Source organism: Enterococcus sp. UD-01 (assembly GCF_044909655.1).
Classification (GTDB): Bacteria; Bacillota; Bacilli; order Lactobacillales; family Enterococcaceae; genus Enterococcus_L.
This window is the reverse complement of sequence record NZ_JBIYEU010000026.1, coordinates 1-14,991: the sequence shown is the minus strand read 5'-3', so window position 1 is coordinate 14,991 and position 14,991 is coordinate 1. Positions and strand designations below refer to the sequence as shown.

Sequence of the window (14,991 nt, the reverse complement as noted above, 5' to 3'; positions counted from 1 at the left end):
GCGGGACAAAACTGTTTCTTAGTTTTGTCCCGCCCACTATCTATTTTTTCTATTCCCGATTATTGAGCCGATTTGACTGCTACTATAATTTCATCACTTAATAGCTTCGGCTCTCCATATAGTCTAATTTGTAGTTCCGGTCCTGATACTCGCTTTAAGCAAACCTTTTTTTGATCAACGATGATATGCAGCAAACGACCGCGATAATTAATATGAAAGGCATAGCTTTGCCAAACATGGGGTAAAAACGGCGCAAAGCTTAAGGTTTCTTCCGCTGTCTTCATTTGCGCAAAGCCTTGAACGATAGCCAGCCAGCTGCCCGTCATCGAAGTAATATGCAGTCCATCTTCAGTATCATTATTATAATTATCCAAATCTAGCCGAGCTGTCCGCTGGTACATCTCCACCGCTTTTTCCTCCATCCCCAGCTCCGCAGCCAAAATCGCATGAACACTTGGCGACAGGGAAGATTCATGAACCGTCATTGGCTCATAAAATAAGAAGTTCCGTTTCTTTTCTGCACATGAAAAGCGCTCGCCAAAGAAATATAACCCTTGCAGAACATCCGCCTGTTTAATAAAGCAGGAACGTAAAATCCGATCCCATGACCAATGTTGATTTAGTGGTCGCTCCTCTTTTGGCAGCTGACTTCTCGGCATTAATTTCTTATCTAAAAACGTATCATGCTGAACGAAGATACCTAATTTCTTGTCATAAGGATAATACATGTTTCCGACGATCTCACGCCAATGTGCCTGCTCCTTCGGTGTAATAATCACTTCAGTTTCCTGTTCATAGTCACGATAGCTATTCAACGTATACTGCAACGTCCAAGCAGCAATTACATTGGTATACCAATTATTATTCACGTTGTTTTCATATTCGTTCGGACCGGTAACACCATGAATCATATACTTTTTGGCTCGCTTAGAAAAATGAATGCGATCTGCCCAAAAACGACTGATTTCCACAAGAACTGCCAAACCTTCATGCTTTAAGTACTCTCGATCTCCCGTGTAATTAACATAATTGTAAATGGCATAAGCTATCGCGCCATTCCGATGAATTTCTTCGAAAGTAATTTCCCATTCATTATGACATTCAGTCCCATTAAACGTCACCATTGGATATAAAGCACCTGCCAAGCCCAGTCGGCGTGCATTTTGCTTAGCCTGCTCTAATTGATTGTGGCGGTATTTCAGTAGGTTTTTCGTAACTGACGGCTTCGCTAAAGCTAAATACAAAGGGATCGCATAAGCTTCTGTATCCCAATAAGTGCCGCCGCCATATTTTTCACCTGTGAAGCCTTTGGGTCCGATGTTTAAACGCTCGTCTTCGCCATAATAGGTAGAAAATAATTGAAAAAGATTAAAACGAATCCCCTGCTGCGCAGCTAAATCGCCTTCAATTACAACATCTGCTTGTGCCCAGCGCTTTTGCCATGCCTGTGTTTGTTCCTCTAATAATTCTGCAAAATTTTTATCTAGTGTTTGAAATAGCGCCACTGCTTTTTCCGCTTGCTTTGCTTCTGGAATATCCCTACTCGTTAATACAAGTACCTGTTTTTCTAACGTCAAACGTTCCTTTTTTTGAAGTTTCTGTTGAAAACACTGCTGTACTTTTAACGATTCTGTTTCGTTGACCACAACCTTCGCGTTTGTTTGATGCTTCATCGCCGCAGTTACAGTAAATTGTTCAATCCCAAATGCATTAGGAATTGTTTTAGCTGTTAATACGCCAATCTCCATTTCAAAAACTGATTGACAAGCCTGCCAAAATTTTTCATCATAATTACTATCTTCATTCTGAACATCGCCATCAATTTTTGAAATAATTTCAATTTCAGCTGCACCCTCCAATACTTCAGCAGTCATTCGAATAGCTGCTAATTCCTTTTGAACAATACTTAAAAAGCGCTCAAAAGAAAAACGAATCGTTGCATTTTCAGTTTTTAAGGTAAACATCCGCGTCAACAATCCGTTTTGCATATTTAATTCCAAATAAAAATCCTGCGGCTCTTGTACACCTAAATCCACAATTTTGCCATCCACAAAAATATCCAAAGCAATAAAATTCATTGCGTTGATTACCTTGCCGAAATATTGTGGATAGCCGTTTTTCCACCAGCCGACTCTCGTCTTATCCGGATACCAAACGCCAGCGATATACGTTCCTTGATGATGATCACCAGAATATTGTTCCTCAAAATTTCCGCGCATACCCATATAACCATTGCCAATCGAAGTAAGTGACTCCTGCAAACGACGTTTTTGTCGTTCTAATTGATGAGTAGTAATTTTCCAAGGATCTATCTCAAATAAAGGGGTCATTTTCTTTCCTCCTGCTAAAAGTATCAGTCTTTAAGCACATCTTAAAATCAACAAAGAGGATTGTCAAACGTTACCTTATTCTTGTAAGTTGGCAACAGTCGAAAACGACTAACCCAGTCTTGCATGTTTCATCTAAAATTGGGTTCTTTCATCAATAACTTCTCATAAAGCAAGTTGCTTATCAGATGCAGTAATAACGCTGCCTGTGTGTTTTTATGGTTGGCCGTATTATAAGCCCACAATGAATAGCGACTGATCTGCTCTAACTGGTTGTGCGGCGAAGCTGTAATCGTAATAATCACAGCGCCATTACTTTTAGCTTTAAGGATGCTCTCGTTCATCAAAGCTGTTTCATCGTCCGCAGAAAATATAAGTATGACATCTTCGGCTTCACACATTTGAGAAATACAGGCAATGGATAACTCATCTATATATTCATTGCTCCAGAGATTAATCAGCTTTAGCTTTTGCTGAAATTCGGATACAACTACCTTACTTGCTCCTGTTCCTACGCAGAATATCCGTCTGGCTTTAAGCAGATGAGTGCACACTTGATTAAGAATCGTTTCGTCAATAAATTCCAGAGCAGTTACGATTGTTTTTTTCATTTCTTCAATCAATTTTGAAGAGTTTGCTTTTTTGTAAGCCTTCTGGCTGTTTCTTCTTTGTGAACGCATAAAAGCATATTTTAATTCATTAAAAGTAGCAAAGTTCAGCTTCTTGCAAGCTCTAATAACTGTGGCATTAGAAACAAAAAGCTGCTCCTGAATATCTTTTAGCTTCAATTTATCAATATCCTCAAAGGTTAGGATAAAGTCAATGACTTCCTGCTCTGCTTCAGATAATCTTTCATAATTATGTCGAATTTTTTTATAGATTTCGTTCATTGCAATCACCAGCTTCTTTACCAGCACAATTTCTGACCCATCTATCGCTTTTGCGGATGAAGCAAACCAGTTCGAAAAACATAGCGGTTCTTGAAAAAAGAGTATTCCGGAAAATAGCGCTATGTTGTTCCAATAAATAAACGAATAAAGATGACCTGTCACTAGTTAGAAAACGAATAAAGAAAAGGTTCAAAAATAGCTTTATTTTAATTATCAATTATTGAAAATCAACCTTCTTTAATTAATCGTCTTTTTACTCTCCGCTTCTTAAAAAACAGCTTAATAAATGGTCATTCACCATGCCGATTGACTGCATATAAGCATAAACAGTCGTCGAACCTAGAAACTTAAAACCTTTTTTCTTTAGTTCCTTACTAATTTTATCCGATAATTCAGTCGTTGCAGGGACTTCATTTATTGATGTCCAGTGATTTTGTTGCGGTTTGTTGTCAACATAAGACCAAATATATTGGTCGAAGCTGCCGTATTCTGCTTGGATACGCATAAACATTTGTGCGTTGTTAATTGCAGCGTTAATTTTCAGCTTGTTACGAATAATACCAGGATTATCCAGCAAAGAATCAATTTTTTCTTGTGTGTAGTCAGCAATTTTTTTATAGTCGAAATGATCATAAGCTTCAGTTAATGTCGCCCTTTTTTTCAATATTGTTGACCAGCTAAGCCCGGCCTGCATACTTTCTAAAATAAGCATTTCAAAAAGCTTCTGCTCATCATGCACTTCTTTGCCCCACTCTTCATCATGATACGTTTGTTCCAACTCGCTACCGACCGCCCAGTCACACCTGATCTTTTCCATCCTTTTCCTCCTATAGAATTCTTTTAATTAAGTTTACCACAAAGAACATACGTTCGTAAATATAAAAAAAGAAATGAGTGAGACAAAACTAAAAAACAGTTTTGTTCCACCCACTTCTTACGAATAAACGGTGACCGAAAGTCAGGTTCTTCGGCTTTTGCTCCAATTGCTTGAACCTAAACGACTTTTGACTCAACCTCTTCAGAACAATGAAAAATACTTGTTTATTATTTCGCTAATTGACTTGCAGCTGCTTCATCAAGTACAACAGTAAGGTTAGGATGCAGTTGTAAAATAGAAGCTGGATAAGCTTCCGTTACAGGACCTTGTAGTACGTTTTTTACCATTTCAGCTTTTTTCTCTCCATTAACGATTAAAATCAAATGCTTTACTTTCATTACGCTTGCTGGTCCCATTGTGACACATTCCATGCCAACTTCCATCATTGTAGGATCAAACCAAGGCTCGTCCCCACGCACTTTTACCTTATACGTATAATTTTCAAATTTAGTAGTTACAGGCATATTTCCACAGAAATGACCATCTCCGCCCAACCCAATCAGCATGGCATCCAAACCTCCGGCAAACGCCAAACGTTGATCTTGTTCAGTATAATTTTCAACTGTTAAAGGATGAATATTTTCAGATGCGATGTTAGCTGGATTTAAATATAGTTTTCTTAAATCTGTAATTGTAACACCTTCCGCTTGATCAGGCACAGGAATTTCATCAAAGTTGTAATAATGAACATTGCCATAATTCGGAGAATCCTTCACAACTTCTACCAGTCGCTGATATACTCCGACAGGTGTATTTCCTGCTGTAATTGACAAATTAACTCGTTTATCCTGACTCATATGTCCCAACAATATATTTTTAGTGGTTTCACTCATTGCATCAAAATCTTTTTCGATAATTATTTTCATTATATTCACTCCATTTCCTTTTTATAGACTGATTGTACAATGTGGGAACCATCCCATGTCAACCCTTCTCAAATTTTTTTTAAGCGTTTTCTTTTCCAGAACACAAAAAAAGCTGTCGGTTGATTTTACCGGACAGCTTTTGATTTTATTTGTAAATCGCCCAAAAATTCACGGCTTCATTCATTAACTCCTCAGCAGTAAATTCCGTTTGAGAATGTCTTTTTGTTTCAGAATCATTTGGATCATTTAACCAAAATTTCCCATTATCTGTTCCGCTTAGCACCATAATATGACCAGTTTCAGTAAAACGACCCGGTTTTACGGAAACAATGACAGGGTGCTTTTGTTTTAGCTGGTCTTCTACTTGAGTAATATCTGCACCTAAATCCAAGTATTGATAGCCTTTTGCTTGTGCAAAATCATAAAAAATTTGCCAAGAGGTTCCTTCATTTTCCACATAATAATTGTTTTGTGACCAATTTAAAATATCCTGTGGTGTGTACTCTTTACTATCTAAATAAGAAGAAACCATTGCTAAAGAAAGGATCGCACATCCGTTGATTTCCAAGGTATTACCCTCCGGATTACCAATGCCATATGCAGTTTCCTTCCATTTTTTATCTGTTTGCAGCAATAGTTTAATCGGTAAACGGTTTTTAAATTTCCCTTCCGTCAACGCTTCATTCACTTGCTCAGGGTAACTAAGTTTTTCTACCACAATTTGTTTCTTTTCTTCCTTCGTAGTGCTAGTTGTTGTTGCTGTTTTCTGCTCAGTTTTTTTATCAAATACGGCTGAAAAGCCGTGTCCTGCTTCCATTGGAGCCGCTTTTGCCAAAATAAAGCCGGCAAGTGCTGCGGTTAAAACTACTACTATATAAATTCTAGATTTATTTGTACGTTTTTGCTTCATACGCTTCTCCTTCTTTTACGTGAAAGTAAAACCAAGATTTTTACTCTCAACGACTATTCCCTACATGGCAATAGATACTACTTAATATTACTTATTCTATCAAAAAATGCAAGTTTGAAAAATCACTTATTAAAATCTACGAACATATTTTCTTGAATTCTTGTTTCTTTTTAGGTAAAATGAATTTATCTAATTATCGGAGTCTGGTATCAGCAGTGAATTCGTAAAGGAGGTCGAAGAATGGAAAGTAACCACAAATCAACAATGAAAAGCATTTCAAAATTGATCAGCCAATCTTCTCAAAGTTTCTTTTCGGCATTTTTAGATGACTCTAAAGACAAAAAACTAAAAAATAAAGAGCGTGAAGAAATTCTTAAGAAATTACAAGTTGCTTCTGCTCAGAAAAGCTTAGTTGTTTTACAGCTAAAAGAAGTTCCGACTTCGCAAAAGTTCGAAACAGTTGCTGGCTGGATTGTCTCAAAATCCATTACCGATTCTATGATGCTGCGTCTACAGGACGATCCTCAACAAATTCGTATGATTACAGTTGAACATATAAAAAAAGTCAGCTCCTTGTCAAGAAATGACAAGCGCCAAATTAAATAATCAACATACGCCGAACTCCAAAGGTTCAGCGTATTTTTTTACTACCTAAACAAAAAAAACAGGAGGCTCCACCATGCAATTAAAAGTAATAGACGAAGTTGGCTATATGATCGCAAAATTCCCGGCATCTTACACAATACCCGCTTCTTTCAACTCCATATCATCGTTTAAAAGCATCACCTATACTCAAGACGAATGCTCCATCATCGCGCCTGTAGACTCATTTTGCACGGATCAGGCACTTGCCGTTGATCGTGATTGGTTCATTATTCAAATTGTCGGTGAGCTAGATTTTTCGCTTGTTGGCATTTTAACCCAATTAGCAAATCCCTTAGCAGACAATCAGATTTCCATTTTTGCATTATCTACCTACAATACTGATTATCTTTTACTGCAAAATAAAGACAAGAAAAAAGCCCTGCAGGTTTTAAAAGCGGACGGTCATCAATTTATTTAGCTATTAAACTGATATTGTTCAGTCTATTGGCAATAAGAATTTAGAACTGCTATACTAAAAGTACTTAGATGAAGGAGGAAAGTCAAATGCACGAGCTTGCCCAAACAATCATGAATCATTTAATTCCTTTTTTCGATTTATTTATTTTGGCTTTAAATATTTTTTCGATTGTCGTCTTAATTTGGGGTGTCATCGTAGCAGGCATTGATTTTCTCAAAAGTGAACGAACGGATCGTAATCGAATTATTATGACGCGACAAAACAACTTCATTAAAAGCTTTCTAGGCAGTTATATTTTGCTTAGTTTAGAAATATTGATTGCAGCAGATATTATTGAATCCATTATCAAGCCGACCTTTCAGGATATTTTAAAGCTAGCGATTCTTGTTGTTATTCGAACCGTTATTTCCTATTTTTTAAATAAAGAAATCGAAGCAGCGTTGAAAACGAAAGAAAATGAAACGAAAATTAATTAAAAACATACTAAGATGACTTTACCCTCATCTTAGTATGTTTTTTATATCATGCGCACAATCTTTTCAGAGCAATGCTTATCCAACATATTCAGCAGCTCCCTAATACTTGCGACATCATCCGCTTTTTTAGAAAAGAGTAGACAGCTTCTTTGATCTAAAAAAAGGGCCACATAATCATTATTTTCAAAGATTTTTGTGATGCTTTCCCACGCATACTTGCTTTCATCCTTAGCGACAAACACTTGAATAAACGTGTCATCAAATACAATTTTTCTTTCAGCTAACATCTTACTATTCTCAGGATGCTCTACCATCCGTTTGGCAGCTAAAGGAATACTGAAAAAATAGCGAAATACCAAGGCAGCAGTTAAAATAAAGTAAATAATTGGCATCATAACAGTAAAAGTTGCTTTAGAGAAAAGCTCGCTATAGCCAAAAAAAGCCAAATAGGTGCGATTTGCCTGTACATAATTGATTAGTGAAGACAGTGAGCCTAAAAAAACTAGAAATGCTAAGATCATAAGAACCAAAATAAACCGAAACCTTTTTTTATAAGCATATTTGACATAGGCTTTATTAAATGCAATCCAATCCTCTTTGGTCATTCTAGATGTAAATTCAAACACTTAACCAGCTCCTTTCATCAAGCCTATCAAAATGCGGAATCATTGTCCAGTAGTCTTTTTAACCTAGGAAAAAACCGAAGCAAAAGCAGCTGAATCCAACTAACCTTTTACTTCGGCCTATTCGTTATTTTTTAAGCTGAAAAGTGATAACTATACTTTATTTGCAGTACCGTTGCACAAACAATCGTTGCAAACATCACGGGAAGTAGCGTTCCCAGCCAAGTACTCAGTATCGCAAGCAAACTCAACAAAGGAATTATCCCAAGTAAAAGCTGCCAAAACTTTTGTTGCTTAAGCCACTGATTTTCCTTCATTAAATAATGCGTGCCCAAAATAAGACAGCCGCTGATTATATATTTCATTTCGCTAGCCCTCCGTCACGGCAGTTGCTGTTTCTTGTTCATTTTCCTGCAGTTCTTGCGCCACTTGAATTTTTTCAAACATTCTAAAGAACGGATAATAGATGGCTAACGATACCGCAAAGCAGACAAAGACCATAACACATGCAACCCAGTTCCAGTTGGAAGTAATCAGCGCTCCCAACGGCGCCGGAATTGAAAACGGCGGCTTCACCATCATTTTTGGCATCCAGCCCAGCACGGTCACAATGTAAACTAGAATTGTATTAACAATCGGTACAATAATGAACGGAATGGCTAATAATGGATTCATTACAATCGGTGTTCCAAAGATGATCGGCTCATTAATATTGAAAATTCCCGGCAAAATAGATAATTTTCCTAGCTGCTTTAAATATTTTGATTTAGAGAATAGGAATAAGCAAACCAAAGCCAAAGTCGCGCCAGTTCCGCCCATTTGTGCATACCATTGATAAAATTGTTCCGTGAAAATATTCGGCAAATGAAAAGCGCTGGTGCCATTTTGAAACAGCTCTGCGTTTTCTAAAATGGCCTGATCCCAAAATGGTCGGATAATCGGTCCCAAAACGGCATGCCCATGAATCCCCAAAGTCCAAAACAGACAGATCATAAATTGCGTTATAATGCCACCAAGTAAATTATTTCCTGTTAAAAAGACCTTCAAAGGTGAGATGGCAATACTCAATAAATCATTCAAATTAAAATTGAAAAAGTGACGTGGAATCCAAAAAACTAAAATAACCAGCAACGTTGGCAATAAGGCGGCAAAGGATTCCCCCACGACCGGCGGTACACCTTCCGGCATTTTAATCACTAAATTCTTTTCTTTAGTGAAACGATAGATTTCAACAGAAATTAGCGCAGCTACAATAGCGCCAAACAACCCTTGTGAGCCTAATGGCGTAATCGGAATATAACGACCACTGTCAATCACTTTACCAGCCGTATCGACGCCTTCCTGCAGATTTACCGGCATTACCATCAACAAAGTAGCCAGCATTGAAAGAAACCCGCCCGTCGTTTTATCCAATTTATATGAATCACCTAAAAAGGACCCGATCGTAAACGCCGCGTACAACGACATCAAGCCAACAGTAAAACGAAATGGTACATCCAACGCCTGCAGATACGGTGCAATCATCTCTGAATAACCCGGTATCGGTAAATTAAGTAATATTGTAAAAAATGATCCTACAATCGTTAATGGTAAAATAGAGATCAAACCATTTCTGATTGCCTGTAAATGTCGTTGATTCCCAATCGCATTGGCAATCGGCAGCAGCTTCATTGCTAAATTATCAAGAGCTTTCATTTTCTTCCTCCCCTTACTAATCAAACCCGTGCTGTTCAATCAATTCCTTAAACCACAAACCAGATTTCTTTACTGTTTTTTCGCCAGTTTTTAAATCCATCCGGTAAAACCCATACCGATTCTTATACGCATTGCCCCAAGACCAGCAATCCACAAACGTCCACATATGATAGCCTAAGCAATTACTTCCTTCCGCCATCGCCTGATGTAAATAACGTAAATGCTCCTTCAAAAATTCAATCCGGTAATCATCCTGAACCATCCCGTTTTCAATAAAGGCTTCTTCGCCTTCAATGCCAATCCCATTTTCGGACACAAACCAGTCAATATTGTTATATTCTGTTTGAATTTTTTTGGCAATATCGTAAATGCCTTTCGGATAAATTTCAATACCACGAGAAGTATTCATTCTTCTACCCGGCATGATATATTCATCGAAAAACCACTCTGGCGAGAAGACTCCCTGCGGATTCGGCACACATTCTTTCGCCTTCACTCTACGCGGCCGATAATAATTAATGCCTAAAAGATCAATCTTTGTTGCGGCAATTAAGGCAATATCTGCATTTTTCACTTCCGGCAGCTGATCGTATTCAATCAATACCTCTTTTAATTTTTCAGGATACTTTCCTTTTAAAATCGCATCATTCACGCTCTTGGTATAAAATAAGTCAGCCATTTCCGCCGCATATAAATCTGCTGGATTTTGACTTCTTGGGTAGACCGGAATCACGTCCATAATGATGCCGATTTTCCCTTCAAGCTCCAGCTCGCGATAACTTTTGACCGCTTCACAATGTGCTAAAATAATATGATGTAAAACGGTTGCCGCTCGTTTAAAATCAACCACATAAGGATAATGCCGATCATGCAGATAGCCGGCTTCTGCTGGGATCATCGGTTCGTTAAAGGTAAACCAATACTTCACTCGATCGCCAAAGAGTTCAAAGCAAGTTTTCGCGTATTCTTTATACGCTTCAATCACTTCTCTATTTTCAAACCCACCCTTTTCCTGCAAAACCAGCGGCATATCAAAGTGGTACAAATTAATAAAAGGCTCGATGCCTCTTGCAAGCATGTCATCGATCATTTCATTGTAAAACGTCACTGCCTTGGGATTGACGGCTCCAGTCCCTTCCGGAATTAGACGCGACCAGGAAATAGACGTACGAAATGAATTGAACGAAATTGCCTGCATCTTTTCGATATCAGCATGATAATCCTGATAAAATAAGGACGTCTGCTCTGTTGTAACACCTTCATAGAAGCGATAATTAAATTCTTTTGAGGCATAATCCCAAATATTCTCCCCCTTCCCATCACCTAATTGCCGACCTTCGGCTTGCGTTGCACTTGAAGCTGCTCCCCAAAAAAACGTCTTAGGAAACTTAAAAGCCATACAAAAAAACCTCCTTATTTTGAAAACAGATAATTCTTTTCTTATCCCTCTCGGTAGATGTGGCGCAGCCTGTTTCAACGAACCTCATCTGTTTTTTCAAAGAGGTTGTCTTACTAAAGCGGTTATTCATTCCACCTTGCAGATTGCGCTTTCACACTCTATAATTGGAGTATAGCATTGATTATAATGTTTTGTTATCCGCTTTCATTTCTTTGTGATAAGTACCATTTTTTGTCATTTCTCACAAATTTGTCACAGTCTGTTACTACAAGGAGGACACTATGCTTTTTCTGGACTACATCCCTGATTTAAACCCTTTAGAATACGAGATTTATCACTACATCGCTAATAATTTAAAAACTGTCACCTACATGCGCATCAGAGATTTAGCGAACGAAACACATACAAGCACGGCCAGCATTTTGCGCTTTTGTCACAAGTTTGAATGCAATGGCTTTTCTGAATTTAAAGTGAAGCTGCAGCTTTATTACGAATCCATCAATCAAGCACAGATTGCCGATGTCGATGAAACACAGCATATTCATTTTTTAGAACGAGTAAACGAGCCCTTCCTTGAAAATAAAATTCAGCAAGCAGTGGATTTATTATCGGATAAAGGACTAGTTTTATTTTTAGGCTCAGGATCATCTGAACCAATTGCCGCTTATGGCTCGCTTTATTTTACTAACTTATCCCAAACTGCGTTGCGAATTGAAGATCCTTCCAATTATCCAATCGAGTGGTTTCCTGACGATATATTGGCTCGCACCTGCGTCATTGCCTTATCCGTTACTGGCGAAACAAAGGAGCTTATTCACTACATCCAGCGCTTAAATACCAAAAAATGTCCGATTATTTCCATTACAAATAGTGACAGCTCAACCATCAGCCGCATGTCCGATCTAAACATTCCCTATACGATTAACCGAGAAACTATTTATAAAACGAGTAACAACCACGATAAAACCATTGAACTCACCTCGCAGCTGCCGGCTCTTTTTTTAATCGAAAAAATCGCCAAACGCCTGCGATTACAGCGAAATATTTGAATAAAAAACAAGGGCGAAACAAAGCTAAAAAGCAGCTTTGTCTCGCCCACTACTTACGAATAAACGGTGGCCAAAAGTCAGGTTCTTCGGCAATTTCATAAAATCCGATCAATATAAAAAACATATTGGTCGTCTTTTACTCCAATCGCTCGAACCTAAACGACTTTTGGCTCAACCTCGATTTTCCTGAATTTTTATTTAAAAACAAAACATCCAAAATAAAGACTGCAATCCTTATTATGTTATTCCCCTTTAAATGTAAAACAATACATTTTTTATGTTCATTTCAATTTACATACATGGTACAATCATTAAAAGAGCGCTTTCTTAAGTATTAAAAAGGAGTGAGTATCATTAAATTTAAAAATAGAATATCCATTTCATTTGGCACAATATTAATAATAGTGACTCAGTATCTTTGCATTACGAATATTTACAGCAAAAACTTATCCAGTATAGAAATAGGCACGTTCATTATATTAATGGACATCTGTCTTATGGTAATAATTTACAGTTTTTTAATTAAAATCGATATAAGAAAATATAACTATCTATTCTTTATCTCTCCAGCTACTTTTTTGTTACAATATCTAAATGAAAAAATATCTGGGTTAAATACACTATTATTATTGATAATCATTTTAATTTGTTTAGTCTATTCATTATTGACTCATAATGAGCAATAACTATTTAAAAAACAGAGGATTAACTGTATGAAAAAGAGCATTGATTGATCCTGCTTTCAGAAATATACACTGCATATGCTAATCTTCTCTGGGAAATGCTTTTTGTATACTCTAAAATCAAAAAAAGCAGAACATTTACCAGAATTTCTTCTGTTTCATGTTCTACTCTCATCTCTTTTAATTTACCTCACCCATGCTTAGGCAATTCACCATAACCTAAATCATCTTCCTGAATCAAACGCCATGTACGTTTCGCTGTATTATAAATCAAAATCGCAATCACTGGTTCGTTGCGATAGCCGTAATTCTTTGTTTTCCAAATAGAATCCTCCACGACATGAATCGGGATATGGTATTCTTTGCCTTTGATATCCATCTGATCGAAGCAAAAGACTACGCCTTCTTGTAAAATAGGCTTCATTTCCTTTAAAAGCTCGCTGTCCAGTTTTTCAACAGGGACACCTCTTTTAAAAAATGTCTTACGGTCATTTACTTTTTCTAAAATCACTCGTGTAATTTTATCTGCTAAAATACGATAAAATTCATCAATATAGCGATAGTAAACACGCGTCATGTGATCCACAAATTCAAAAAAGACAAAATCATTTTGCAGCTTGTAAAAAAACGGCGAATGCAGACTCGTTTTCATATGGCCAAAGTAAAGCAGCTCAGAAATTTCCAGCGGTGTCAGTTCTTTCAGCATCGTTACATCTGAAAAGTCTATCCACTTAATTTCCTCATTCAACTTCCGGCGATGCGCGCTTGCGAAATAAAGATCAACGTTTTCTTGTCCACGAATAATCTTCAGCCCGCTATGCATGTCATATTCGCCTTCTTCAGCCGATGGATTCAGCAAAAGAAGATTTTGGGGATGATGAACGATGGAACGGGTAAAATCAGCTTGCGTAATGCCTTTTGATAAAACAGCGTTGCTTGTCATATCAATATGTACATAAATCAATTCCAACATTTCATCCATCCCCCCTATCAGTTTTATTCTAATTATATTTTACAATACTTTATAAATAAAAGCTTGTGTCTTTTAGTTTAAGATTCAGTTACAAAGTGTTGAAAAACGTTCAATTACACTATACTATACGGCATTATTTTAAAAATTTGAAGCATTTTATTTGTTTTTTTAATGCTCCTTTAAAATAATTAAGTAACATAAAAACAATGATTAAAAACTAGGGTTTCAAATTATTTTGTGATACACTTATAATAATCCATCAAGATTGTTGGTACTCTAAAAAAGGAGAACGCTTTATGGCCTCAAAACAAAGAAGAACTACACAAAAGACCCGCAAAAAACGAAATTGGCTGATTAATATACTATTGGTTCTGCTCTTACTTGTTGGTTTAGCCTTAGTATTTAATACACAGATCAGAAATCTGTTGATTCAGCAGAATGGTAAAGCTTATTCTGTTGAAAAGCTAACACCTGCAGAAGTGAAGAAAAATAATGAAAAAGATACTTCATTTGACTTCGATGCTGTTGAATCGCTGAGTACCGAAGCTGTACTCAAAGCTCAGTTAGCGAATAAGGATTTACCGGTTATAGGTGCTGTCGCTTTGCCTGATGTAAAAATTAACCTGCCGATCTTCAGAGGCTTGGACAACGTAGTCTTACTAACCGGCGCCGGAACGATGAAACCTGATCAGGAAATGGGCAAGGGAAATTATGCATTAGCCAGTCACCGCGTACAGGATATGGTTTCCTTGTTTTCACCATTGGAATACTCAAAGCCCGGCGAACTGATTTACATCACGGATTTAACCAATGTCTATACATATAAGATTAACTATGTTGAAAAAATTGATCCGTCTCGAGTAGAACTAATCGAAGATGTTCCCGGCAAAAAAATGATTACCTTAATCACTTGCGGCGATATGAACGCTACCACCCGCATTGCCGTACAAGGGGAGCTTGAAACGATTACTCCAATGAAAAAGGCAACCAAAGCCATGACGGAAGCCTTCCAAATGGAACAATTAACCTTATAAATAAAAAGAGAAAAACAGAAAGGCTGGATTAAGGAACTGACACTATAATGAGATACAATTAAAAAAGAGCACCTCAAATTTAGTAAAATAAATTTGGAGGTGTTTTTCTAATGGCAAAGCATAATT

General features: G+C 37.2%; 15 protein-coding genes. 5 read left to right on the top strand and 10 right to left on the bottom strand.

What is annotated here, in order from left to right; translation table 11 throughout:
• Positions 1-59: 59 nt before the first annotated feature.
• The 5 genes from ABH902_RS15275 to ABH902_RS15255 all read right to left on the bottom strand — a co-directional run bounded on the left by ABH902_RS15275 (position 60) and on the right by ABH902_RS15255 (position 5,870).
• Positions 60-2,330: a glycoside hydrolase family 65 protein gene (locus tag ABH902_RS15275; RefSeq protein ID WP_404592194.1), complete on the bottom strand. Its 2,271-nt coding sequence runs from the start codon at positions 2,328-2,330 to the stop codon at positions 60-62.
• 128 nt (positions 2,331-2,458) lie between these two features.
• Positions 2,459-3,217 (bottom strand): MurR/RpiR family transcriptional regulator, encoded by a 759-nt coding sequence (locus tag ABH902_RS15270; RefSeq protein ID WP_404592192.1) that lies wholly within the window; start codon positions 3,215-3,217, stop codon positions 2,459-2,461.
• Positions 3,218-3,470: 253 nt separating this feature from the next.
• On the bottom strand, positions 3,471-4,034 hold the full coding sequence (locus ABH902_RS15265) for a DNA-3-methyladenine glycosylase I (RefSeq protein WP_404592190.1): 564 nt from the start codon (positions 4,032-4,034) through the stop codon (positions 3,471-3,473).
• A 227-nt stretch (positions 4,035-4,261) separates the two neighbouring features.
• Complete coding sequence (locus tag ABH902_RS15260) at positions 4,262-4,960, bottom strand: glucosamine-6-phosphate deaminase (protein WP_404592188.1); 699 nt, start codon at positions 4,958-4,960, stop codon at positions 4,262-4,264.
• 145 nt (positions 4,961-5,105) lie between these two features.
• A complete protein-coding gene (locus tag ABH902_RS15255; protein ID WP_404592186.1) occupies positions 5,106-5,870 on the bottom strand; it encodes a C39 family peptidase in 765 nt (254 codons plus the stop codon).
• A gap of 240 nt (positions 5,871-6,110) precedes the next feature.
• Between ABH902_RS15255 and ABH902_RS15250 the strand changes: the two genes are divergently transcribed.
• The 3 genes from ABH902_RS15250 to ABH902_RS15240 all read left to right on the top strand — a co-directional run bounded on the left by ABH902_RS15250 (position 6,111) and on the right by ABH902_RS15240 (position 7,409).
• The gene (locus ABH902_RS15250; RefSeq protein ID WP_404592184.1) at positions 6,111-6,476 is read left to right on the top strand and encodes a hypothetical protein; all 366 of its coding nucleotides are present in this window, start codon (positions 6,111-6,113) and stop codon (positions 6,474-6,476) included.
• Positions 6,477-6,549: 73 nt separating this feature from the next.
• Positions 6,550-6,933: an ACT domain-containing protein gene (locus ABH902_RS15245; protein ID WP_404592182.1), complete on the top strand. Its 384-nt coding sequence runs from the start codon at positions 6,550-6,552 to the stop codon at positions 6,931-6,933.
• Positions 6,934-7,019: 86 nt separating this feature from the next.
• A complete protein-coding gene (locus ABH902_RS15240) occupies positions 7,020-7,409 on the top strand; it encodes a DUF1622 domain-containing protein (RefSeq protein ID WP_404592180.1) in 390 nt (129 codons plus the stop codon).
• Between the two features lie 41 nt (positions 7,410-7,450).
• Here ABH902_RS15240 and ABH902_RS15235 read toward each other — a convergent pair whose 3' ends face one another.
• From ABH902_RS15235 to ABH902_RS15220, 4 genes are all read right to left on the bottom strand, one after another.
• Positions 7,451-8,035 (bottom strand): YcxB family protein, encoded by a 585-nt coding sequence (locus tag ABH902_RS15235; protein ID WP_404592178.1) that lies wholly within the window; start codon positions 8,033-8,035, stop codon positions 7,451-7,453.
• Between the two features lie 131 nt (positions 8,036-8,166).
• The gene (locus ABH902_RS15230) at positions 8,167-8,397 is read right to left on the bottom strand and encodes a hypothetical protein (protein WP_404592176.1); all 231 of its coding nucleotides are present in this window, start codon (positions 8,395-8,397) and stop codon (positions 8,167-8,169) included.
• Positions 8,398-8,401: 4 nt separating this feature from the next.
• A complete protein-coding gene (locus ABH902_RS15225; RefSeq protein ID WP_404592174.1) occupies positions 8,402-9,727 on the bottom strand; it encodes a PTS sugar transporter subunit IIC in 1,326 nt (441 codons plus the stop codon).
• A gap of 16 nt (positions 9,728-9,743) precedes the next feature.
• Complete coding sequence (locus ABH902_RS15220; protein WP_404592172.1) at positions 9,744-11,126, bottom strand: glycoside hydrolase family 1 protein; 1,383 nt, start codon at positions 11,124-11,126, stop codon at positions 9,744-9,746.
• A gap of 281 nt (positions 11,127-11,407) precedes the next feature.
• Here ABH902_RS15220 and ABH902_RS15215 point away from each other — a divergent pair, with 281 nt between their 5' ends.
• Positions 11,408-12,175, top strand: a complete 768-nt coding sequence (locus ABH902_RS15215; RefSeq protein ID WP_154778530.1) for a MurR/RpiR family transcriptional regulator — start codon at positions 11,408-11,410, stop codon at positions 12,173-12,175.
• Positions 12,176-13,048: 873 nt separating this feature from the next.
• Here the strand turns inward: ABH902_RS15215 and ABH902_RS15210 are convergent.
• Positions 13,049-13,831 (bottom strand): hypothetical protein, encoded by a 783-nt coding sequence (locus ABH902_RS15210; RefSeq protein ID WP_404592169.1) that lies wholly within the window; start codon positions 13,829-13,831, stop codon positions 13,049-13,051.
• Positions 13,832-14,127: 296 nt separating this feature from the next.
• On the opposite strand from ABH902_RS15210, the gene ABH902_RS15205 reads away from it, so the two are divergent.
• Positions 14,128-14,865 carry a class A sortase gene (locus tag ABH902_RS15205; protein WP_404592167.1) on the top strand — a complete coding sequence of 246 codons (738 nt, stop codon included), beginning with the start codon at positions 14,128-14,130 and terminating at the stop codon, positions 14,863-14,865.
• Positions 14,866-14,991 lie beyond the last annotated feature (126 nt).